This window comes from Acidicapsa borealis, assembly GCF_059115245.1.
The window spans coordinates 1156453-1179657 of the sequence record NZ_JCACNY010000001.1; the positions used below are offsets into that span (position 1 = coordinate 1156453).

Below are 23205 nucleotides of genomic sequence, written 5' to 3' on the forward strand. Positions count from 1 at the left end.
TTCAAAAGTCAGCGCACAAACGATGACTCACTCACCCAGTGAAAGCCACGATTGACCAGCGTAAAGCTCGATCGATCCACGCGATGCAGCCGCGCAAAAACAGGCGCTCCGGCAAACTTACCCTCGACCGCCATGCTGTCTGCCGAAGGCTGCGTGACAGCCAGCAAACTCTTATCAACACCATCGCCTTTGGCATCGAACGCGATCGTATGCGAAGCAGCATCGTAGTGCATGCGGTAGCTGCTCAGCGAGCCATCCATGTGCCGCAGAACAAGTGTATCCGGTGTCTCCAGAATCACTGACCGCCACCGCGCCGTATCCGTCAACAGCGGCGGGTGTTCAACTCCAGCCAACGTGAATGCATCCACCTCATACAGCCCATACAGCGGAGGCCGCGGCGCACCCGCGCCCGTCTCGCGATAGCTCTTCCACTCCCGCAGCGTCAGCGGCACGATCAGCAGCAGAATCACCAGCGCCTTCAGGCCCCATGCAATCCGCTGTTGCGTTCGCGCCAGCGGCGCAGGGTCAAGGTGCGCCGCAGCCGTCGCGCGGTTCAGCACCAAAAACTGCAGCAACCGAGGGGCATCCGGCAGCACGAGATAGGTTGCCATCAGCAGAATATGCAGACAAAACAGCTTCACGCCCACGTCGTAGCTGAAGTCCATCACCGTCACGTTGAACATCACGGCAAAGCCAATCAGCGCTCCCAGCGTAGTCGTTCGCCGCCAAAGCATCAGCACTCCAGCCAGTACTTCCGCCAGCCCGCCAAAGACCGTATACGCAGTCGAAGAACCAATAAACGCCCACATCAGCGAGCTCGGCGAATACTCCCCGAACGGCTCCGTCAACCGCGCCAGCGAAGGAGCAGGGAACTGGATCAGGAAGACCTTGTCCATCCCGTAATGCAGCAGAATGTAAGCCAGCACATAGCGCAGAAACACGCGCAGCCAGTGATTGAGCCCAACATAGTCGCGGCGCTTGCGGTCCAGCAGCGACCAGGCCGCAGCCGCCAGCACAGCAAAGAGAATCCAGCAGGTCACCAGCGAATACAAATAGCGCGTGTCATACAAAAAATGCGGCTCAACCCCTGTGGGCCAATGAAGAAGATGCACCGCAGTCCACTGCGCCAGCGGATGCCACACAGCATTGAACGGCTTGCTCGCCGCCGCCGTCATCCTGTCCGCAAAGATGAAAACCCAATAACTGCCAGTCAGAATGAGATAAATAAAGGCCACGCGGAACAGTAGCTTCTGCAGTGGCGTCCACTGTGCGGGAGCAACGTGCCTGCCTTCGTTGATCGAGATGACGTCGGACATCAAAACCTCGGTGTTGCGTTCAGAATGTTGAGGTGAATCCCTGCAAGACTACGGCAATCAAGGAAAGCTCACCATCCCCAATAGGTCGCAGGCCGATCCGCTCGCCTGAATCATTTCCTTGCCTGTGTTCCCGCAGGCGAAGAGCTATACAAGACCTCTGCCTCAGGAAATGGACTCGTCTTAGCCGCCAGCAGCGGCGAAGCAACCCCGCGCAGCGACTGATCAAAGAACGCCACCGTGTACTGCCGCAGAATCGAAATCATCCTCTCCGGAGCAATCGCGCCAGCCCCCGAAAACCGCTGCAGCGGCGACATCAAAATCCCATCCTGAAAGCTCGTATGCAGCGTCCCATGCAGCACAATCTGGTAGCTCCCCGCCGTGCGCAGCATCGGCAACTGCCTTGCATAATCGCCCTCATCCATCTCCGCATCGCGCCGCTGTCCAAAGCTCATCCGCGCCAGCTCTTCCGGCGTCGAATGGGCAATCTCCTCTGACAGCAGCAGGAACGGCTGCCGCACGCCCAGCTTGCCTGCCTGCCCATACAACGGCGTATCGAGATCCATCACCGCCCCAACGCGAGCATCGCGCAGCGCCAGCTCCGCCGCCACCGCCCCACCCAGCGAATACCCCAGCGCCCCAATCTTCGAAGAATCGAGCCGATGATAGAACGGGCCCGCAGCATCCTCGTTCATCCGCTCCACCAACGCCAGCACAAACTGCGCATCGGTCGTCTCCTTCGCAACCTCCGCATCAATCAGCGCATACACCGCCTGCGCACTCGTCACTTCATCGGAAAGCTGTGGCGTCGGCACCGGTTGAATCACACGCCCATCCGCCACCTCAACCGGTCCCGAGTTGTAAGGATGATCGATCGCGACCACCACATACCCATGGCTCGCCAACTCCTCGGTCAGCGCCGTGTTCTGCGACCTCCACCCATTCCATCCCGGGTTATACACCAGGATAGGAAACGCGCCCCTCGCCACCGGCGCATCGAGACGAGCATTGGTCCACACCACGCTCTGGTGCGAAGTCTTCCACGTAGTCTCGCTGAGCCTGCGATACGCCGCGCGATGGTTGTTGGAAGAGGCAGCCGGATACCAGATCTGCGCCACTACCTCGCGCGGATGCTGATCTCCCACGAAAGCATCTTCCCTACGGCTCGCGTCAGTCATAGCAATGATCCGCGTGCCAACGACAAACTGTCCCGTAGGCTTCGGCAGCGAGAACATCGGCTTCACAAACGAGAGCCCGCAACTCGTCGCAACCAACAGCATCACCACCAGCGCAGCAGCAATCTTCCACGCTCTCCGCAGGTCGTGAATCAGCAGCAGAATCAAGGTTGCAAGCACGGCAAGATAGAGTGGCCCCAACTGCCAGTGAGCGCCCTCGAGCAGCAGATGCAGCACCACCGCCACGACCAGCAAACCGCAGCACACCCAGGCAGGAAGGGCAGCACCGGGTTTACGCGAAAACACCCGCGCCGCCAGCAGCCCGATCAGCACCAGGCACACAATCGCAATTTCAAAGGGACGCACAGCACCTCATCCTTCAGACCGAAGCAGACAAGCCAGAAAACACCAGCCCAGTATAGCGGCCAGCCAATCCTCGCAAACCCTTCCCACATCCAGCCCCAACCAGTTACGCTAGTCTCGTCCGGATCGCTTGGAAGTATCCGCTCAGGGAGATCCAACATGGCCAAAGCCTGTACACACGTCAAAGAACACGTCAAAGCCGTAAAGCCATCCTCCAAAGGATGCGAAGACTGCCTCAAGACTGGCGACACCTGGGTCCACCTGCGCATGTGCCTGGAATGCGGCCACGTCGGCTGCTGTGATTCGCCCAAGAACCGCCACGCCCGCGCCCACGCCACTGCCGCTCAGCACCCGATCATTCAGTCCGCGGAGAAAGGCGAAAAATGGCGCTGGTGTTATATCGACGAAACCTATATCGACTAACACTCGAACGCTCTAAGTTGCAACGAAGAAAGCCGCAATTTACCTCTCGCAAGAATGAGCCCAATTTGGCAATATCTTGTTGCCAATTCGGGCTCATTTGCCCTATTTAAGCCTGTTTTTCGCTTTCATGTTGACATGTATGAGTCGGCGTATATAAATCATGTGGGGATCATTTCAGAACGCTGAATTCACCGATGTTAGGGTGCTGTTTCGCATCCCACTTAAGTTCGTTTTGCATGTTACCGGCGCATGCGAAATCCAGCTTCATTGCCGTTACCAAGTTGCGTTGGGTGGCTGTTACCACAGGAGTTTATATGCGGTTCTATTCTTCGATCCTGCGGCCCGTTGCGGTCGCCCTCTGTCTCGCCGGAACGTCGATTACTTTGTTCGCTCAGGTCGCCAGCCAGAATTCCATTCAGCTCTTCTCGCCTGTGAACGTGCGTGCTTCTGCCGCCGGCACCGGCTACGGAGCCGCCGCGGTGAACTTCAACAGCAACACGCTGAACCTCACATGCGCTGCCTCGCCCATCACCGCGATCCTGTCCTCCACGCCCGACAGCACAGGCAATCTGCTCGTTGACAACAACATCAACGTCACCGTGACGGCAGGCCAGTCCATCAACGGTCCCACCAACGTCTGCGTCGGCGGCGTCAACGGATCCGCGATCGGCATCCCGTTTCAGAACTGCTTCTCCTCGGCCTACGAATTCCCTCCCGCCGGCGTGAACTACATCGGTGGCGATCCGGATAACTTCGTCGCCGTCGGCGGCGTCAAGCCCATCGACATCAGCAGCCTCCTTGTTCCCGGCAGTGAGCAGGTCACCATCAGCCTTCAGGACGAAGGCTTCTATCTCGGCAACTCAACGCTCTATCTCAACACCAGCTGTACCCAGACCGGCGTCACCGGCCCGGCCCTGGTCTCCGGCAACCCGATCCCCAGCAGCAATCCGACGCCGGATCAGCTCGCGCAGGACTTCACCTTCAACCCCACCGACGGCCAGGGAATCGGCTTCACTTACGACCTCACCGCAGCCCTGGCAGCCGGTAGTTTGAACATCGTCGACGGCACCATCCCCGAGGTCGGCGACCAGCCGCTCGACCCCGCTGTCTATCAGTCCACCTTCACCCCCGGCACTTCTTTCGCGACCTCAAGCTGCCTGGTGCACCTCGGCGAATCCCTCCCCAGCGGCCAGCCCGCCTGCAAGCTCTACACGCTGCAGTGCAAGCTCGCCACCGGCACGGACCCGACCGGCGCGCAGTGCCCCATTTCGTCGATTCCCAACGAAATCTTCCAGGACCAGTTCGACGGCCCCGCCTTCACCCTGCCTGACATCGGGACACCCAGCGGCGTCACCTTCCACCAGGGCATCGGCTTGCTCATGGCCAAGGAAGGCTGGACAGGCGGACCCTGCACCTTCGACCCCGCCTCCGGCCTCGCCGATCAGGACTGCCCGCAGAACCTCCTCACCAGCTTCTCCGGCGTAACCAACGCCGCGCAGGCGCAGCTTGCTGCCACACCGCATGCGAACGCCAGGTCCGCCGTCCACGCCAACGCCGCCAGCTCGACAAGTTCGACCAGCTCATCCTCCAGCTCCTACTCGAGCGGTGGCCGAACCACGCGCCCCAACTCCACCTTCATCAGCGTTGCCCAGGTCCCCGAAGATCTGACCACGGTCAGCGTCGCCGGACAGACCGCCAGCGGATGGATCAACACTCCGACCGCTAACGTCACGCTCTCCAGTCTCCCGCCCAACCTGGCCGGCACCTCGCTGCCCGGCGCAGCAAGCTTCGTCGCATCGCCTATCCAGAACATCACCTACGGCATCTCCCCAGCCACAGCGGTCCCGTCGCCGGGGGACATCATCCCGACAGACACCACCGTCGTCGATTCCAACGGCTGCCCCACGCCAACGAACCCCACCAGCCCGGTAGCTTCCGTCTTCACGCCGCCCGTCCAGACCCTCTCCGGTCTCGCCAACGGCCGCTATCTCATCCACTACTACGCGCAGGACTGCGCCGGCACCGAAGAGCTCAAGTTCTCCCAGGATGCTCAGGGCAACTGGTCCACCAGCTTCTACACTTTCCCGCTTAACGTGGATACGGTAGCACCCACGGTTTCCGCCATCACGCTCTCACCGGCCCAGGCGACTTACCCGCTCGGCACCCCCGTCACCGCCAGCTTCAGCTGTTCCGATGCGCTCTCCGGCATCGTTCGCTGCGGAACGCAGACCTATGCCCAGGGCACAGCTTCGACCCCAACCCTCATGAGCCCGGTCGACACGCTTTCGCCCGGAACGAAGACCTTCTCTGTTCTCGCAGTCGATGCAGCCGGAAACCAGACCACGCAAACGCTGAACTACACAGTGACAGGCTCTTACGACACGCAGATTCAGCTCACCCTGTCGCCTGCTGCCATTACGTACCCATCCGGCATCACCGCGACCGTGAAGCTGCTGCCCGGTACCGATCCGGCTCACGCCCCGAAGGGCACCGTGCAACTGCTGGACGGCACCACGTCACTGGCAACGCTGACCCTCTCGGGCGCCGGTGGTGGCAGTTCTGCGACCTATGACTATCTGTCGGCTCTCAGCGCGGGCCAGCACACCTTCAGCGCCAAGTACGTTGGCGACGGAATCAACCCTCCCGGCTTCTCCGCTCCGGTCATCCTCAACGTGACCCCGGCGCCGGTCACGCTCTCTGTCTCCTGCGTCAACCCTGTTCTTCCGGCGAATACCCCCTACTCCTGCAAGGTCTACACCAAGCCGGTCGCCGCGGGTGCCAGCGGCAACATCACCTACACCTACGACGGCGGCCCTGCCGTCTCCCTACCCCTCAGTGGCGGAGTCGCTTCCTTCTCCATCGCTGCTCCGGCCACCGGCGCCCACACTATCGTCATCAGCTACGCAGCGCAAGGCAACTACGCAGCGGCTCCCTCGCAGACCTTGAAGTTCAGCGTCCTTCCCCCCAAGTAAAGATCGCACAACAACGCAGTAAGAACAGAAGGGCCTTTCCGCAAGGAAAGGCCCTTCTGATTTGCATGGCCATGTTTGCCGAGCCGGAAAGTATCCGTGAACCAGCAGACTAGGAGAGACCAGCCTATGCAGAAGCCAGAAACGGCGCCACCAGCGAAGTCGTCTCTTCCTCACCGGCGGCCAGCCGGGTCAGCGTCAACACCGTAATATCGTCATCCTGCCCAAACGTCGCGGCAGCCTCGGTCGCCTGCTGTGCCGTAGGCCGCTGGCCCAGCAACGCATGCAGCCGCTCAAACCCATACAGCTCGCCCTCGGCGTTGCGAGCCTCCAGCAACCCATCCGTGTACAAACTCAGATGGTCACCCGGCTTCAGTTGCAGCGCCACCTCGCCATACTGCGCGGAAGAAACCAGACCCAGCGGAAGCGAACCTTCCAACTCAAATTCCCTGTTATTCAAAAACGGCGGCAGATGCCCGGCATTGGCAAACGTCACCGTGCCATCCGGGTCCAGCCGCAACACAATACTCGTAGCAAACCCGCCATGCATCCGTCCGCACAGCGCGCGGTTCAACCCCACCAGAATCTCCCACGGATTCGGGCTAGCATCGGCCAGCGCGCGCAGCACGCCGACGATCATCGAAACATTCATCGCGGCCTTCAAACCCTTGCCGCTCACATCGCCCAGCGCCACAATCGTCGAACCGTCGTCCCGCGGCAGCATCTGGAAAAAGTCCCCGCCCACCTCCAACGCCGGCTGATAAGCGCTCGTCACCGCATACCCCTTCAGGGAAGGAAGCGCCTCGGGAATCAGCACCTGTTGAATCTCCCGGGCGCTTTGGATCTCCCGCTCCAGCACGTTCTGCCGCGATTGCTGCTCCAGCGCATACCGGTAAACCGCGTAGATGATCGCGACAAACAGTAGAATCGCCGTCACCTGCTGCGGCCGGAACTGCACATCCTGGATCGTGAACAGCGGTGTATCGATCAGGTCTGCAAACAGCGTCCAGTGGGTAAACCGCTGCCCCAGCGCCGTCGCCGTCGCCGTCGTCTCGATCATCTGCAGCACCAGCGCGCTCAGCGCTACTACCCATCGCGAAGCATCCAGCCGCCGCCGCACTCCGTTGCCGATCAGCACAAACAGAAACACCTGCGCTAACAGGATGAACGTCGTCATCAGCCCGTCCACCCACTGCATTACAGGCGTCGCCTGGTCCCAAACCAGCGCCAGCAGTCCATCCACCAATCCGGCAGCCATCGTCAGGTACGACAGCACTCGAGTCCACCGCACCAGCCGCCGGCTATCGTTCAGCCGCAGCAGATACAGCAGCAGATACCAGAGCGAAATGTGGTAGAGCACATAGATCGGCTGGTTCAGGCACCGCGCCAGTCCGTAAGGGAAGGGAATCAGGAAAAGGTGCTCCAGGATCTCCAGCGCCACCGGCGTAACGGTGAACACGCCCACCCACACAAACAACCGCTCCTTGCGGTTCCTGCTCCACAGCATCAAGCACAGCAGCGTGACAAAGCAGCGCAGCAGCACCAGCGAATACTCGAACAAATCATCCCGGACATAGGTCCAGTAAATCGAGTGCTCATGCAGCTTGATCGATTCCTCATCGCCGACGAGAGGAACCTCAAACAGCCCGCCCGACTCAGCCGCCGAAAACGCCTCCAGCGGCGCCTTCCACACGCGAATCGCCAGCGTCCCATACGCCGATCCGCGCAACGGAAATGAACTCGGAAACTGCCAGTAGAACCACGTCGGATGCGGCGGCAACTGCCCATAATGCCCAACGAGCACGCCGTTCCAGTACACGTCATACGCGTCCTGAACATAGGGAATCAGCACCCGGTAATCCTGCGTGCCGCCCGCCGTCGGCAGAATCTCGATATGCCGCCGGTACCAGGCAAACCCGGCATACGAAGGATGCCCCTGCTCACCCCACGACCGGTTCACATCGACCGACTCCCAATCCGAATCATCCCAATCCGGTCGGGCCCAGCGCGCATCGTCCCCAATATGAAACTGCCAGTTACCCTCAAGCGGCACAACGCCCTTGCCAACACCTTGAACCACCAGTGTCGGTGAGGCATTCGGAGCGGGCTTCAGGGGAGGCTGCTGGCCGGCTAAATGCGCGGCAAAAAGCAGGAACAAAGCCTTGATGGCAAGGCGGTAGCGCACCAGCCGAGAATACCACCGCATACGTCGTTTCTGTACGCATTTGCCGTCACCGGCTTCAACGCTCAGGGGTAATCAAGTTCTCAGCCAAAGTTCGGACCGTTTAGTGCTTTACTGGGTCCCCCGCGCAGGCATCAAAGGCCGCCGTTTCGATCGTCTGCCCATGCTTCATCTGCACAAAAATCCGGTAAGCCCCCGGCGTAGGAAAGCCATACGGAAACCCAACTCTACTGGGGATTCCGCGAGCATTCGATTTCTCGCCCGCCATGTCCATGCCCGCCATGCCGTCTGCCTTGTCCATCGAACCAGCGGACCCAGTGTTGCTCTTGTCCTTTGCCGTATCCTTGTCCCCGGAATCGTCATCGTCGCTGTCCATATCCGGCATCGCCGCCATCGCCTTTGCCGAAGCATTACTCTTAGGATCCGGTTGATTCTGCGCCGCAGCCATCATCAGCGCCGCCATCGAAGCCGTCCCCGAAGGATGCACATGCGCGAACACCGTCCCATCATCCTTCACAAACGCCGCATGTCCCACCATCCCCATATACAGCGCCATATCGGACGCAGGCTTCCCCGCCGCATCCAGCAATGAAAACTCGAATACCTGCGCACTCTTCGCCGGCAAGGTCTTCGCGTTCTCCCAAACCATCGTGTACCCATCCGGCAGCGCAAACCGCGGCCCAGCCACCGGACTCACCGGACACGCGTTCCCTGTCGGCAGCGGGCTCAGCGCCGGAGCCACGCCCTTCGCATCATCCCCAGCCAGCGGCCGGCCAGCAATCTCCGGCAACTGGATCCGCGCCACCAGCGTCTCTGGAAACCCGGTAGCATGCACCACATCCGCATACACCTGGTAGTCTCCCGCCGGCACAGTAGGCAGCGCCAGTTGAAACTCCCCCGCCGCCACCTGCTCCGGATGCAAGTGGTACACCACCTCATACCCCGGCAGCCGCAGCAGATACAGATGCATCAGGTGGTCATGATCCAGCACGAAGTCGTTGGTCTTCCGGCTCTTCAACCACCCCGGATCCTGAATTTTAAGGGTCAACAGATTGTTCGGACTAAGAGCAGCCGTCATCGTCAACGGCTTATAGACATAGTGGGCATAATCATCCGCCTCACCCTTCCACCACACATTCCCAAACCACACCGCCGCTAGCATCAACGCTAGCGTGACTCCCATGGCAATCCAAGCCTTCTTCCGGCTCGCAGGCTTCGCAGTCTCTCCGGCAGGCAACTGTGAATCCCGAGCCGCCGCGCCCACAATCCCGACCACTCCAACCACCAAAAGCAAGCCCAACCCGCCAAGGATCGTCCCCAACCCCGCCTGCATCCCAAGAGTCGAAGAAGAAGTAGCTGGCACCGGAATCGAAAGCACCCCGTCGCCCTTGTCGCCCTTCACCGTAAACCGCACCTGCCACGACCCACTCGCCATGATCCAAAGCGATCCGGTAAAGAACTGCTTATCCCCGGCAGACTGCTTCATCGCATCCGCCACCGGAGGATGCTTGGAGGCTTCGCCCACCAGAGGAATCGGCGCAACCTGAATCCCCGAAACGCCACCCTCCGACCGCACTTCAATTTCGGCCACGCCAGGAATCACCAGCGGCGGCCGCACCGTCACATACAGCTTGTAAGGCCCAGCCTGCCCATCCGCATAAATATCCGGACTGCCCACATGCGCCAGAGCAGCCGCAGGCAACAACCCAACAATCATCGCCAGCAGAACGATCCGAAGCCTAGCGCTGAATGCCACGCATCCACCTTCCCAGCTTGATCCCCAGCCAGGTACTCACTGAAGCAAACAGCATCGCCCACAGCAGCCCGCTCCACAGCGTCCACCCCGTCTCCGGATCGACAAACTTCCGCAGCACGTCAAACGAAGTCGAAGGCTCCGCATACGCAAAGTACGTCGTCCCAAAGAACCGGTTCGCCGCCGCGGGAGTCATCAGAAAATCCGCAAACGGCCACTCCGCCGCCACCAGCGAGAGCACAAACACCGGCCCCGTCGCCAGCGCCACCAGCCACGGCTTCCAGTCCCGAGTCCCGGTCTGCGTTTTCGTCCACAGCAGATCGATCAGGATCGCCGGCACAATCAGCAGAATCGGAAACTTCGGCGGAATAAAGTTCGTGACCTGCTGGTACACCGGCCCCAGCTTCGGCTCCGCATGAAACAGCGGCAGAATCAGGATCGTCCCAATCACGAACACGGTATAGATCGTCGTCGTAATCGTTGACGCCCACCGGTTCCGCGAAGTCGTCCACAGAATCGCAAACATCGTCGGCATCCCCGCCGCCATCCACTGGTACGCATCCGCCTGGTGCAGCACCACATCCCACGTGTGCTCCATGAGGAAGAACATCTGAAACACCACCATCAGCCCGCCCACATACAAGAGCAGCCATTGCAGATGCTTCGCCGTCGTGGCATTCCCCGCGGCATTCGCCCGGTTCATCGCGCCAATCAGCAGAATCAGCGTCCCCACCGAAACCGCAAACACCCCCAGCATCAGCAGCGTATGCGGAGGCGAGATGATCTTCACGTCCAGCCCATACGCGTTGTGCCACCAGTTATCGAAGGGCGCCGACGTCAGCATTGCAATCCCGCCCCAGGAAGCGATAAACGCCCCCAGCGGCGCACGGAAACCGAAGATGTTGACCGAGGAAGCCACCATCGCCGCCGGCTTCCGGAACGTGGTGTTCAGCACCAGGTATCCACAGCAGATCGCCGCCAGCACCCCGCACGCATAAATCGCGATATGAGCCGGCGTCAGAAAGCTGTCCCGCCCAATCGACCGGTGCCACGAAACATCCCAGTGCGCGCCAATCGAGACCGAAGTCACCGCCAGCACCGCACACCATAGGTACCACGGAATCCCCGCGCTCTCCGGCTTGCGAACCGGACCCAAATCCGCTGCATTCCACGTTGTTGCCATCAGGATGTCTCCTCTGTCCCACCATCTTACGTCCCTTTTGATCAACAGACGAGACTGTTGCTTATGGCACATATCCCGAAAGTCACTTGGAAGCCGTTTCTTCACTCGTTTACTATGGTTCGACTCGTTGCAAGGCACGGACCCCGGGCTCAAATTCACATTCTGCATCTGGGCGAATCGACTTACCTGTACGAGACCTGGCAGTACCAAGAGGTTCACGACATTGCAAGCCACATTCGCACCACCTTCGTGGGGACGCCGTCCTCACCTGCTCATCGTTCTCTCTCTTGCTCTCTTCTGCGCAACCGATTGCGTAGCTCAAGCTCAGTTCCAGTCTCAGTCCCAGAAACCCCAACCCGAAGCCACTCTGCAAGGCCCCACCGTTCCCCTGAACGTCGAAGGCGTGAACGGCCAGCTCGCCGACCCCGCCGGGAAACCCATCGCCGGCGCGCAGGTCACGCTTGACTGCCAGGGAGACAGGCAGGTCGCCACCACCGCTGCTGACGGCCACTTCAACCTGCACATCTTCCCCACCGGTACCTGCAACCTCACCATCTCCGTCGGCGAACGCACAGTCGTCTACCCGCACCCCGTGGCCGTGAGCACTCCGAACCCGGCGCTCACCATCACCCTCGCCCCCACCGGCTCCGGTGAAACCGCCATTACCGTGCTCTCCGCGCCCATCCCAGCCCCTGGCGCTCCGAAACAGACGAGTAAAGACCAGCCCAACACCTCCGGCGGCGAACAGCTCTCCAGCGAAGCCGTCAGCAGCCTCCCGCTCAACAAGCGCGACTTCAGCCAGCTCCTTCTCCTCGCAGCCGGCACCAGCACCGACTCCAACGGCGCCACCAACTTCACCGCCCAGTTCGCCATCAACGGCCAGCGCGGCGTAGAAGCCGTCTTCGCCATGGACGGCTCCGACATCAGCGATCCTGAAATGGGCGGCGCCACCTTCTCCAACTTCAACGTGGATGCCGTCGAAGGCATCCAATCCAGCTCCGGCTGGATGCCCGCCGAAATCGGCCGCGGCGCCGCAGGATTCACCAACATCCTCACCCGCTCCGGCTCCAGCGGCTTCCACGGGTCATTCTTCGAGTTCCTCCGGAATTCGTCCCTCGACGCCCGCAACTACTTCGACCACGCCACCCCGCTTACCCCCGGCCGCATCCCGCCATTCCGCCGCAACGAGTTCGGCGGCACTAACGGCGGCCCCATCTTCATCCCCCACATCTACGATGGCCGCGGCAAGAGCTTCTATTTCTTCCAGACCCAGGGATTCCGCCAGGTCCTCGGCACCACCCAGGTCCTGCCCGTTCCCACCGAACAGGAGCGCAACGCCACCGTCGTTGACCCCGCCGGAGTTCTCACCGTCCCCGACGTCGTCACCTACAAGCTAGCCGACAACTCGACCGCGACCGACACGCTCTATGTCCCCATCGCCGCCAGCATGGCGCCCATCCTCGCCCGCTACCCGCTGCCCAACTTGCCCAGCGGAGCCTATGGCGTGCACACCTACGCCACCTCATCCAAGGTTGTCACCAACGCCAACCAGTTCTCCATTCGCCTCGACCACCGCATCACCAGCAAAGACCAGTTCCTGGCCCGCTTCAACTACAACGATCTCAACGGTCCCACCACCAACCCCGACCAGACCGCCATCGACCGCAGCTTCGCCATCACCTATAAAGACCACCAGCGTAACGTCATGGGCTCCTGGACCCACACCAGCTCGCCCAACCTCGTCTTTGAATCGCTCCTTGGCATCACCCGCAGTACCCCCGGCTTTCCGACGGAGAACCACACCGACCCCGCCGTCAAATTCAACGACGCTCTCTTTGAAGCCTTCAACGCACCGGGTGGCTCCGTCATGCAGGCCTACGGCAATCTCTTCCACGCCCGCCAGCTCGTTACCTTGACTCGCCACGCTCACGTCTTCAAGTTCGGCGCGGAAGTGCGCGTCAACCGCGACACCACCTACTTCGGCACCAGCCCCAACGGCGAATACGACTTCGGCGGCGGCTCAGCCTATTCCGCCTACTCGGGAACGATTTACTCCGCCAGCGGTACCCACAACGTCTCCTATGGCAACCTGCTCCCCGACACGCTCTCCGGATTTCTCACCGGCAGCCCTGCAGCCTACACCGTAGCCATCGCACCCCCAGGCGTCTCCGACGGACCCCACACCGGCCCCGCCGCCATCAGCCGCAACGGCTACACCGCCTTTGCCCAGGACACCTGGAAGGTCACCCCGCGCCTCACCCTCGACTACGGCCTTCGCTGGGAGCTCTACACCCCCATCACCGAGCGCGCCAAGCGCACCGGTGGCTTCCTCCGTATCGACGGCAAGCAGCAATACCTGGTCAACCCCCAGCCCGGCTATCAGACCAGCAAGACCGGTTTCGCCCCCCGCGTCCAGGCCACATGGCAGGCCACGCAGAAACTTCAGGTCCACGCCGGCGCAGGCATCACCATCATTCAGCCCAACATCTGGCAGGACAACTTCCTTACCGGCTCCACGCCCTACGCCATCTATCCGCGCCTCGTCTCCGCCCAGAACGCACCGGTCAACTACGGCTTCTCCATCACCGCCGCGCAGCTGCCTCCAATCTACGACGCATCCGGTCACGTCATCGACACCGACCATCCCAAGCAGGTCGCCGCCAACACCATCGTCGACATCGACCGCTACCAGAAGGACCTCGCCGCCCTCAGCAAGAGCGACATTATCAGCGCCCTTAACCTCAGCGGCATCAACCGCCGTTTCACCAACGCCCATCTCTACACCTGGACCGCCGGCTTCGAGCGCCCCATCGGCAAGCTCACTGCCGACGTGAACTACGTAGGCACCACGTCCAACCACCTGCCGCGCATCAGCTTTCCCAACGCCTACCCCTACGCCAGCCCCGGCTTCGCTCCCGACACCGAATTCAACGCCGCCGGCGCCGTCATCGGCGGCCTCGGCGTAGAGAACGTCATCGACGACACCGCCCACTCCAGCTATCACGCCCTGCAGACATCGCTCTCCGGCACCGTCCCCCACGGCGGCCCCGGAATCCAGGCCAGCTACACCTGGGGCAAGTCCATCGACGACACCAGCATCGTCATCGGCGGCACCGGCTCAACCGGCGCAGTCACCCCCGGCTTTTCGCAGGACCCCTACAACACTCATCCCGAAAAAGCCCCCTCCAACTTCGACACCACCCACGGCTTCACCCTCTCGCTCGCTCAAGACCTCCACGGCGAACAGGTAGGCTTCCTACATCCCGTGAGCCGCAAAGTCACACAGGGCTGGGAACTGCTCAGCATCTCGTCCATCAGCTCCGGCGCGCCGTTCACCATCCTCTCCGGCGTCCAGCAAACCGGCTACGGCTCGCAAGGCGCTGACCGCCCCGACCAGATCGGCAAACCGAAACTCTCCACCGCCCGCAAAGTCCGCGAAGACTACTTCGGCCTCGGCGACAATAACAAGTCCTACTTCAACATCCCGGTCAACCTCCCCGACGGCTCCGGTCCCAACCAGGGCCGCTTCGGCGCCCTCGGCCGCAACACCTTCCGCGGCCCCGCCTTCTACAACTTCGACTTCTCCCTCATCAAAGACACTCCCTTCGGTACCCGGAAGTCCGGCGCCGAACTCGTAGACCTCCAGTTCCGGTCAGAGTTCTTCAACATCTTCAACATCGTCAACATGGGCCTGCCCGCCAACACCATCAACGGCTCCGGCTTCGGCGAAATCAGCAAAACAGCCGGCACCAGCCGCCAGATCCAGTTCAGCCTCAAGCTGATCTACTAGTTCTAACCAAAGCCGCTAACTAACTGACTCGCTAACCGCGAAGCTGCTAATTCGCTGTCTCAAGATGCAACATTGAGAGCCAGCCTCCGCGAAAAACTGACCTCCAGCCCTCGACCTGTCTCTTTGAGACGGCTGCACCAAAATGAGTGCAGAGACGTAAACGCTGATTGCGCAACGTCGCGACACGGATTGCGCATCGTTCAGTTCTGGATTGCGCAGTAACGGACGCGGATTGCGCTTCGTACGACAAACACCGCGCAGTGGAGGACATGGGGCAGAGCGCAATTTATTCACTACTCGGGTTGACATTCTACCCAAGCAAGCAGATACTTGGGTCGAATGGCTACCCAAGAGAACATGAACTCGAGCACTAGCCCGACCAACGAAGAGCGAATCGCCCTCATGCAGGGCACGCTCGACCTGCTCATCCTCAAGACGCTCGTCCTCGGCCCATGCCACGGCCAGGGCGTAGCCCGCTCCATCCAACGCCAGTCCGAGGACACCTTTCTCGTCGACCACGGCTCCCTTTACGTCGCCCTCCAGCGGCTCGAAGACAAAGAGTGGATCGCCGCCAAGTGGGGCGTCAGCGATAACAACCGTAAAGCCCGCTTCTACTCCCTCACTGCGAAGGGTCGCGAGCAGCTCGTAGAAAAAACCAGCCAATGGCGCCGACTCACCCGCGCCATGGACCTGATCCTCGAACCCACGGAACCCAGTCCAGAGGAGGCATAACATGTTCAAACGGAAGCGCAGCGCCAAAGACTTCGCCGAAGAAATCAAAGCTCACCTCGAACTCGAAGCCGCCGAACTCGAAGACGAAGGCCTCGACCGGAACGAAGCCCGCCGCCGCGCCCGCGCCACCTTCGGCAGCCTCCCCGCCGCGCACGAGAGCTTTTACCGCAGAGACCGCTGGGCCGCCCTCGACAACCTCATCCGCGACCTCCGCTTCGCCTTCCGCTCACTCCGCCAAAGCCCCGGTTTCGCCCTCACCGCCATCCTCACCCTGGCCCTCGGCATTGGCGCCAACACGGCCGTTTTCAGCGTCATGAACGCAGTCCTGCTCAGCTCGCTTCCCGTCGCCGACCCGGAACGCCTCGTCTGCCTGCAGACCTCCAACCCGCCGCGGAACACCGGCACCGTCGACACCAACGAAACCTTCTCCTACCCCGTCTACGACACGCTGCGTAAGCAGAACTCGCCCCTATCGGCGCTCATCGCCTACGTCCCGCTCTCGACCAACAAGGTTGCCGTCCGCTTCGGCGCCATGCCTGAAGAAGCCGAAGGCGACATGGTCAGCGGCACCTTCTTCTCCGGCCTCGGCGTCAACCTCATCCGCGGCCACGGGTTCACCGCGAAGGATGAGACCGACCACGCGCCGATCGCCGTCCTCAGCTACAACTACTGGAACCGCCGCTTCTCCCGCGATCCCCATGTGCTCGGCAAAACCCTCATCGTCAACGGCGTAACCCTCACCATCGTCGGCGTTGCAGCGGAAGGCTTCGAAGGCGTCGAAGGCGGCAACTCCACGGACTTCTGGATCCCGCTGCAAAACCGCCCCGAGCTGAATGCCTGGGGTAATCCGCTCGATGACGGAAAAAATTATCTCAACAATCCAACCTGGTGGTGCCTCCGGCTGATCGGCCGCCTCGCCCCCGGCCAGAGCAGGACCCAGGCCATCGCACAGCTCCAGCCGCTCTTCCAGCGCGCCGCCTACATCGGCCTCGGCTCTCCCACGCAGGGCGAACAGCCACCCACGCTCAGCCTCGTGGACTCTCACAAATTTGGCACACGGATTGAGCAATACCAGAAGCCGCTGCACATCCTCATGGCCATGGTCGGCCTCGTCCTGCTCATCGCTCTCACCAACGTGGCGATGCTGCTGATGGCCCGCAACCGCACCCGCCAGCGAGAGTTCTCCCTCCGCCAGGCCCTCGGCGCCGGCCGTGGTGAACTCCTCCGCCAGCTCCTCGCGGAAAGCTTTCTGCTGGTCACAACTGGCGGCATTCTCGCCTGGGCCTTTGCCCTGATTGCGACCCGTCTCCTCGCCAATTGGGCGCAGATCGAGGCCAGCCTTGCCCCCGACCGCACCGTCCTGCTCGTCACGCTGGGGGTTCTCGTCCTAGCAGCCCTCGTCTTCGGCCTCGCCCCAATGCGCGTAGCCCTCGCCGGCCGCGCCGAACTCGCTCTCAAAACTTCAGCCGCTACCTCCAACGCCAGCAAGTCCAACACCGCCAAAGCCATCGTCGCCTTGCAGATGGCCCTCTGCGTCGTTTTGCTCGTCGGCGCTGGGCTCCTGCTCCGCACCCTCAGCAACCTGCAGAACACCAACCTCGGCATGCAGGTCGATGGTCTCGTGGTCTTCGGCGTCAAGCCCAACATCCAGGCACTTCCAGAAGGCCGGGCCTTCTACCGCAGGCTTATTGACAACCTCCGCGCCCTGCCAGGCGTCGAATCCGTCACCGTCATGGAAGAGCGCCTCGGTTCCTGGTGGTCCGACAACAGCGACATGATGGTCGACGGCAAACTGCCCGAAGTCGCCAACGGCTCCTCGCGCACCGTTCGCAGCAACATCGCCGGTCCAGACTTCTTCAAGACGCTCGGCATCCCCGTTCTCGCCGGGCGCGACTTCAACGACTCGGACACATCCACCTCGCGGCACGTCGGCATCATCAACCAGCAATTCGCCGACCGCTTCCTCCCCGGCCAGAACCCGCTCGGCCACACCATCGGCCCGGACAACGGTACGTATCAGATGACGATTATCGGCGTCGTCAAAGATCACAAATACCGCAGCATCGACGAAGAGCCCATCCCCATGGCCTGGTACATGTACGCCCAGATCCCCATGACCGGCCCCATGCATGTCGAACTTCGCGTCCACGGCGAACCCCTCGCCATCCTCCCCGCCGCGCAGAAAGCCGTCCAGCAGCTCAATCCCACCCTGCCGCTGCTCCGGCCCATGACCCAGCGCGCTCAGTACGACCTCACGATCTCCAACCAGATACTCTTCGCCCGCCTCGCCGGATTCTTCGGCTTCCTCGCCGTGGTTCTGGTCGCCACCGGTCTCTACGGAACTCTCTCCTACCGCGTCAGCACCCGCACCGCGGAGATCGGCGTCCGCATGGCCGTCGGCGCGCGCCGCAGCCAGGTCGTCTGGATGATCCTCAAGAGCAGCCTCGTCCTCACCGCCGCAGGAGTTGTCTTAGGCATCCCCGCAGCCATGCTCGTAGGGCACGCGCTCACCAGCTCTCTCTACGGCATCGAGCCGCTTGATCCCGCCAGCTATCTGCTCGCCGTCGCCGGAGTCGCCGTGGTCGCTCTCGTCGCCAGCGCCATTCCCGCAGCGCGAGCCGCCAGTATCGACCCCATGCGAGCCCTGCGCACGGAATAGTCCGTCCGGGATGGGCTTTTCGATGGAAGGGCGATTGCTTTTCGGCGATTGCTCTCAGGGCGACCGGTCAGGAGGTTGACCCAGCTGCCAGCAGCGCCTTGATATCCCGCATGGGCGGCTGCCCAAAGAAGCGCCGATATTCGCGGTTAAACTGGCTCGCACTCTCGTAGCCAACCTCAAACGCAGCACTCGCCGCATCCAGCCCCTCGTTCAGCATCCGCTCCCTGGCCACGTGCAAGCGAAGATGCTTCTGATACTGCAGAGGGCTCATCGCCGTCAGCAGGCGAAACTGGTGATGGAGCGTGGAAACCCCCATCCGCGCCATCGCCGCCAGCTCCTCCACGCGAAGAGGCTTGGCGTAGTTCGCCCTTAACCACTCCACCACTTTTGACGTGCGATGACTCTGTTCCCCCAGCGTCGCAATCGCCCGCAGATGCCGTCCCTGCGGACTCCGCAGTATCCGGTAAATCACCTCGCGCAGGATCAGCCCACTCAGAAACCCGGCATCCTGCGGCGTCTCCAGCAGATTGACCAGCCGCAAGCATGCATCCAGCAGTTCAGAGGACGACGTGCCAATCGCCATGCCGCGCGTTTCTACTTCCTGCGCATGCTGCAGAAATTCCTGCTGGCTCAGAATCTCCCGCACCACGGGCATGTCCAGCCGGAATATCAGGCTCAGCATCGGTTCCGACTTCGTCGCCGCCACCACTTGGCTCACCACGGGCAGATCGACAGAGGTCAGCAGAAAGTTCGATGCATTGCAGAGATAATCTGTCTTCCCCAGCGTGATCTGCTTGCGCCCCTGCACGAAGATCACCAGACTAGGCTCGTACGTACACGAAGCGCAGGCCGTGGGGGTGCTTTGCCGGTAGAGCCGCAGACTGGGAATCGCCGTGCTCGTGTCGCCGTCCGAACTCGCAAGATCGGTAATCCTGTGAGCCAGCGCATCCCGCAGAGCTGTGATCCGCTGCGCCTCATGCTCGTCAATTTGGTTCTGTCTGTCTGCCACTGGCTTCGTTCCCTTCGCATTCCAGATTAAATTCGCGTGTATGAAGAAATGCACAAAAATGCGGCAACTGACAGAAATAGGCAAGAGAAAAGCAGGATCGGGATACCGCCGTCTGGTCCTGTTCTCGTACTCTGATTCTCGTGCAGCAGGCTCGTTCGCAGGCCTTTCTGCAAGGAAAGTTGAGACTTCTTATGTACAACGCAAAAGCTTACGCCGTAACCGGCCCTACATCGTCCTTCGCTTCCACTACCATCGCGCGACGTGATCCCTCGGACCACGATGTGCAAATCGAAATCCTGTTCTGCGGCATCTGCCACTCCGATCTCCATCAGGCCCGCAACGAGTGGAAAGAAGTGATGCCCACCGTCTACCCTTGCGTCCCAGGCCACGAGATCGTAGGCCGCGTGACGAAAATTGGCTCGGCTGTCACCAAGTTCAAAGTCGGCGATCTCGCCGCCGTGGGCTGCCTGGTTGACTCCGACGGCACATGCCCCGAGTGCAAAGCTGGCCTCGAACAGTTCTGTCCCAACCCCACCCTCACCTACAACTTCCCCGACAAACACACCGGAGCCGTAACCTACGGCGGCTACTCCGACAGCATCGTGGTTACCGAGCATTTCGTCCTCAAAGTTCCCACCAATCTCGACCTGGCCGGAACCGCGCCGCTCCTCTGCGCAGGAATCACCACCTACTCACCCATGCGTCACTGGGGCGTAACCAAAGGCAAAAAAGTTGGAGTCGTCGGCCTCGGAGGCCTCGGCCACATGGGCGTCAAGTTTGCCCACGCCTTCGGAGCGCAAACCGTCGTCTTCACCACTTCGCCCAGCAAGGTGGAAGATGCCTTCCGCCTCGGTGCCGATGAAGTCGTGATTTCAAAGAACGCCGATGAGATGGCCAAGCATGCCGGCAGCTTCGACTTCATCCTCGACGCCGTCTCTGCCGACCACGACATCAACGCTTACATCCAGCTCCTTCGCCGCGACGGGAATCTGACCCTCGTTGGCGCCCCGGAAAAGCCGCTGGCCGTCGCTGCCTTCGGTCTTCTCTTCGGACGGAAAAGCCTCTCCGGCTCGCCCATCGGCGGCATCGCCGAGACCCAGGAGATGCTTGACTTCTGCGGCGAGCACAACATCACCTCAGACGTCGAAGTCATCCCCATCCAGAAAGTCAACGAAGCCTACGAGCGTCTCCTCAAGTCGGACGTAAAGTACCGCTTCTCCATCGACATGGCCTCACTCAAATCCGAGTAACCAAACAGTCGCGCCTTCCGCAGAAACTCCTGCGGAAGGCGCTAGCCACTCTGCCTGAAAAGTTTTTTCAGATCCGTTGCGTATTATTTATTCGAAAAAGCGCATACTAGAAAACAACACAATCAGAATCTCAAGAGGGTTTTAAAACGAGACGCACAAAAGCGCCCTTAACTCCCTCTTAAGTGTCACAAAACTCAGCGTAACGCTTTTCCTATCAATGGCATGAGGCGATTTGCACTACCCCCCCCCACCCTAGAGCGAAATTCAGGCCGGTTTTGCCTCGATTCGCCTAGAGGCGGCAGATGAGCAGCTCGCGCTCGTAGATCATCTCAGGCGGGAGATGGTCGTGGAGAGCAAGAAAAAGCTCCTCATGATCCATCACTTCATGCTTCCATTGCGCACGATCGACGGTCTGCAGTTCGTCAAACTGCGCTTGCGTGAATGGCAGACCGTCCCAGTGAATATCCTGGTACAGCGGAGTCCACCCGATCGGGGTCTCCTTGCTGAGAGCGCGGCCGCGAACGCGGTCCACGATCCACTTCAGCACGCGCATGTTCTCGGAGAATCCGGGCCAAAGAAATTCGCCAGCAGCGTTCTTCCGGAACCAGTTCACGTGGAAGATGCGCGGCGTCGAGGTCAGGTTCCGCTGCATGCGCAGCCAGTGCCGGAAGTAGTCGCCCATATGGTAGCCGCAGAAGGGCAGCATGGCCATCGGATCGCGGCGCACCTTGCCGACAGCTCCACCAGCCGCAGCGGTTGTCTCCGAACCCATCGTGGCGCCGATGTAGACGCCCGATGACCAGTTGAATGCCTGATAAACCAGCGGCATCGTCGAAGGACGACGCCCACCAAAGATGATCGCCGAAATCGGCACGCCCGCCGGATTTTCCCAGTCCGGATCGATACTCGGACACTGGCTCGCGGGCGCGGTGAAGCGGCCGTTCGGATGCGCTGCAGGTTTGCCGGAGACTTTGCCGATCAGCGGTGTCCAGCGCTCGCCGCGCCAGTCGAGACATTCGGCAGGAGGCTTGTCCGTCATGCCTTCCCACCACACGCCACCGTCCGGAGTGAGCGCGACGTTGGTGAAGATGGTATTGCGAGCCAGGGTGGCCATGGCATTGGGATTGGTCTTAGCGCTCGTCCCCGGCGCAACGCCAAAGAATCCGGCTTCGGGATTGATGGCGCGCAGCTTGCCGGACGCGTCCGGCTTGATCCAGGCAATGTCGTCGCCGACCGTCCAGACTTTCCAGCCCTCGAAGCCCTCCGGCGGGATGAGCATGGCGAAGTTGGTCTTGCCGCAAGCGGACGGAAAGGCTGCCGCGACATAGGTTTTTTCGCCTTTGGGGCTTTCGACGCCGAGGATGAGCATGTGCTCGGCCATCCATCCTTCATCGCGGGCGATGTTCGATGCAATGCGCAGGGCGAAGCACTTCTTGCCCAGCAAAGCATTGCCGCCGTAGCCGGAGCCGTAGCTCCAGATCTCGCGCGTTTCCGGGAAGTGCACGATGTACTTTTCGTCATTGCAGGGCCAGGGAACGTCCTTCTGCCCGGGCGCAAGCGGCGCGCCGACGGAATGCATGCAGGGAACGACGCGCTTGGTGTCCTTATCGATCTCAGCAAAGACCGGAGCACCGATGCGCGCCATGATGCGCATGTTGACGACGGCGTAGGCCGAATCGGTCAGCTGCACGCCGATCTGCGACATGGGCGAGCCAACTGGGCCCATCGAGTAGGGCAGCACATACATCGTCCGCCCGCGCATGGAGCCGCGAAAGAGCGCCTTCAGCCTCTTGCGCATGACGAACGGGTCTTCCCAGTTGTTGGTCGGACCGGCGTTGTCTTTGGAGAGCGAGCAGATGAAGGTACGGTCCTCCACGCGGGCCACATCGTTGGGCGCGGAACGGGCGTAGAAGCAGCCGGGCCACAGCTTTTCGTCCAGGCGCAGAAATGTCCCGCCGTCGACCAGTTGCTGACAGAGCAGGTCGTATTCTTCCTGGCTGCCGTCGATCCAGTGGATATTGTCGGGCTGAGTAAGGTCAGCCATCTTTTCAACCCAGCGGATCAGATGCTTATTGGTCGTGGGGGGCGCTGCGACGGTGTGGCTGTTCATAAGGAATAAGCTTTCAGGGAATAAAAATCCCGCGCGCTAACGGGAGTAGCGCGGATGGCCGATTCACATCCTGGAATAAAGTCGCGAAGCTCAGCTCAGACGGTCCGAGGGCGGCCTGGGGCTGGTTTGGGTTTCGGTTTTGGAGCTTTCTTCGTTTCGCGCTTTGGTGCGTCTTTGCTTCCCATGCGAGTATTTTACAGAAGGAATCACAGGGAATGCGTGATCGCGTTCGCTGGACAATCCATATCGCGTGGAATACGCTCGCTACAGCGGTCATTATGGTCATAATGATCA

General features: G+C 61.1%; 13 protein-coding genes. 6 read left to right on the top strand and 7 right to left on the bottom strand.

Annotation, left to right across the window (positions count from 1 at the left end):
* Window positions 1–8: 8 nt before the first annotated feature.
* Together AC5S27_RS04710 and AC5S27_RS04715 are read right to left on the bottom strand one after the other, a co-directional pair.
* Window positions 9–1316: a hypothetical protein gene (locus AC5S27_RS04710; RefSeq protein ID WP_493933411.1), complete on the bottom strand. Its 1308-nt coding sequence runs from the start codon at window positions 1314–1316 to the stop codon at window positions 9–11.
* A 110-nt stretch (window positions 1317–1426) separates the two neighbouring features.
* Window positions 1427–2854, bottom strand: coding sequence for an alpha/beta hydrolase family protein (locus tag AC5S27_RS04715; RefSeq protein WP_493933412.1), 1428 nt, complete (start codon window positions 2852–2854; stop codon window positions 1427–1429).
* Window positions 2855–3010: 156 nt separating this feature from the next.
* Here AC5S27_RS04715 and AC5S27_RS04720 point away from each other — a divergent pair, with 156 nt between their 5' ends.
* A complete protein-coding gene (locus tag AC5S27_RS04720; RefSeq protein WP_493933413.1) occupies window positions 3011–3274 on the top strand; it encodes a UBP-type zinc finger domain-containing protein in 264 nt (87 codons plus the stop codon).
* Between the two features lie 314 nt (window positions 3275–3588).
* Window positions 3589–6246: an Ig-like domain-containing protein gene (locus tag AC5S27_RS04725; RefSeq protein WP_493933414.1), complete on the top strand. Its 2658-nt coding sequence runs from the start codon at window positions 3589–3591 to the stop codon at window positions 6244–6246.
* Window positions 6247–6370: 124 nt separating this feature from the next.
* Here AC5S27_RS04725 and AC5S27_RS04730 read toward each other — a convergent pair whose 3' ends face one another.
* The 3 genes from AC5S27_RS04730 to AC5S27_RS04740 form a co-directional block, all read right to left on the bottom strand.
* Entirely contained in the window at window positions 6371–8449 is a 2079-nt protein-coding gene (locus tag AC5S27_RS04730) for a PP2C family protein-serine/threonine phosphatase (RefSeq protein ID WP_493933415.1), read from the bottom strand.
* A gap of 79 nt (window positions 8450–8528) precedes the next feature.
* Entirely contained in the window at window positions 8529–10181 is a 1653-nt protein-coding gene (locus AC5S27_RS04735) for a DUF8832 domain-containing protein (RefSeq protein WP_493933416.1), read from the bottom strand.
* Entirely contained in the window at window positions 10165–11361 is a 1197-nt protein-coding gene (locus AC5S27_RS04740; protein WP_493933417.1) for a hypothetical protein, read from the bottom strand. The genes AC5S27_RS04735 and AC5S27_RS04740 overlap by 17 nt, the downstream gene beginning before the upstream one ends.
* Before the next feature lie 223 nt (window positions 11362–11584).
* Here AC5S27_RS04740 and AC5S27_RS04745 point away from each other — a divergent pair, with 223 nt between their 5' ends.
* The 3 genes from AC5S27_RS04745 (at window position 11585) to AC5S27_RS04755 (ending at window position 18542) form a co-directional block, all read left to right on the top strand.
* A complete protein-coding gene (locus AC5S27_RS04745; RefSeq protein WP_493933418.1) occupies window positions 11585–15151 on the top strand; it encodes a TonB-dependent receptor domain-containing protein in 3567 nt (1188 codons plus the stop codon).
* A 357-nt stretch (window positions 15152–15508) separates the two neighbouring features.
* Window positions 15509–15883 (top strand): PadR family transcriptional regulator, encoded by a 375-nt coding sequence (locus AC5S27_RS04750; RefSeq protein ID WP_493933419.1) that lies wholly within the window; start codon window positions 15509–15511, stop codon window positions 15881–15883.
* 1 nt (window position 15884) lies between these two features.
* Complete coding sequence (locus AC5S27_RS04755; protein WP_493933420.1) at window positions 15885–18542, top strand: ABC transporter permease; 2658 nt, start codon at window positions 15885–15887, stop codon at window positions 18540–18542.
* A 67-nt stretch (window positions 18543–18609) separates the two neighbouring features.
* Here the strand turns inward: AC5S27_RS04755 and AC5S27_RS04760 are convergent, their stop codons facing one another.
* Entirely contained in the window at window positions 18610–19551 is a 942-nt protein-coding gene (locus AC5S27_RS04760) for an AraC family transcriptional regulator (protein ID WP_493933421.1), read from the bottom strand.
* A gap of 191 nt (window positions 19552–19742) precedes the next feature.
* Between AC5S27_RS04760 and AC5S27_RS04765 the strand changes: the two genes are divergently transcribed.
* Complete coding sequence (locus tag AC5S27_RS04765) at window positions 19743–20801, top strand: NAD(P)-dependent alcohol dehydrogenase (protein WP_493933422.1); 1059 nt, start codon at window positions 19743–19745, stop codon at window positions 20799–20801.
* Window positions 20802–21090: 289 nt separating this feature from the next.
* On the opposite strand, the gene AC5S27_RS04770 is transcribed toward AC5S27_RS04765, so the two are convergent.
* Window positions 21091–22911 carry a phosphoenolpyruvate carboxykinase (GTP) gene (locus tag AC5S27_RS04770; protein WP_493933423.1) on the bottom strand — a complete coding sequence of 607 codons (1821 nt, stop codon included), beginning with the start codon at window positions 22909–22911 and terminating at the stop codon, window positions 21091–21093.
* Between the last annotated feature and the right edge of the window lie 294 nt (window positions 22912–23205).

Bases quoted from the DNA above. Each gene is read 5' to 3' on its own strand.
- AC5S27_RS04740 (WP_493933417.1), bottom strand. From the start codon at position 11,361: ATGGCAACAACGTGGAATGCAGCGGATTTGGGTCCGGTTCGCAAGCCG.
- AC5S27_RS04765 (WP_493933422.1), top strand. From the start codon at position 19,743: ATGTACAACGCAAAAGCTTACGCCGTAACCGGCCCTACATCGTCCTTC.
- AC5S27_RS04755 (WP_493933420.1), top strand. From the start codon at position 15,885: ATGTTCAAACGGAAGCGCAGCGCCAAAGACTTCGCCGAAGAAATCAAA.
- AC5S27_RS04750 (WP_493933419.1), top strand. From the start codon at position 15,509: ATGAACTCGAGCACTAGCCCGACCAACGAAGAGCGAATCGCCCTCATG.
- AC5S27_RS04710 (WP_493933411.1), bottom strand. From the start codon at position 1,316: ATGTCCGACGTCATCTCGATCAACGAAGGCAGGCACGTTGCTCCCGCA.
- AC5S27_RS04720 (WP_493933413.1), top strand. From the start codon at position 3,011: ATGGCCAAAGCCTGTACACACGTCAAAGAACACGTCAAAGCCGTAAAG.
- AC5S27_RS04770 (WP_493933423.1), bottom strand. From the start codon at position 22,911: ATGAACAGCCACACCGTCGCAGCGCCCCCCACGACCAATAAGCATCTG.
- AC5S27_RS04725 (WP_493933414.1), top strand. From the start codon at position 3,589: ATGCGGTTCTATTCTTCGATCCTGCGGCCCGTTGCGGTCGCCCTCTGT.
- AC5S27_RS04730 (WP_493933415.1), bottom strand. From the start codon at position 8,449: ATGCGGTGGTATTCTCGGCTGGTGCGCTACCGCCTTGCCATCAAGGCT.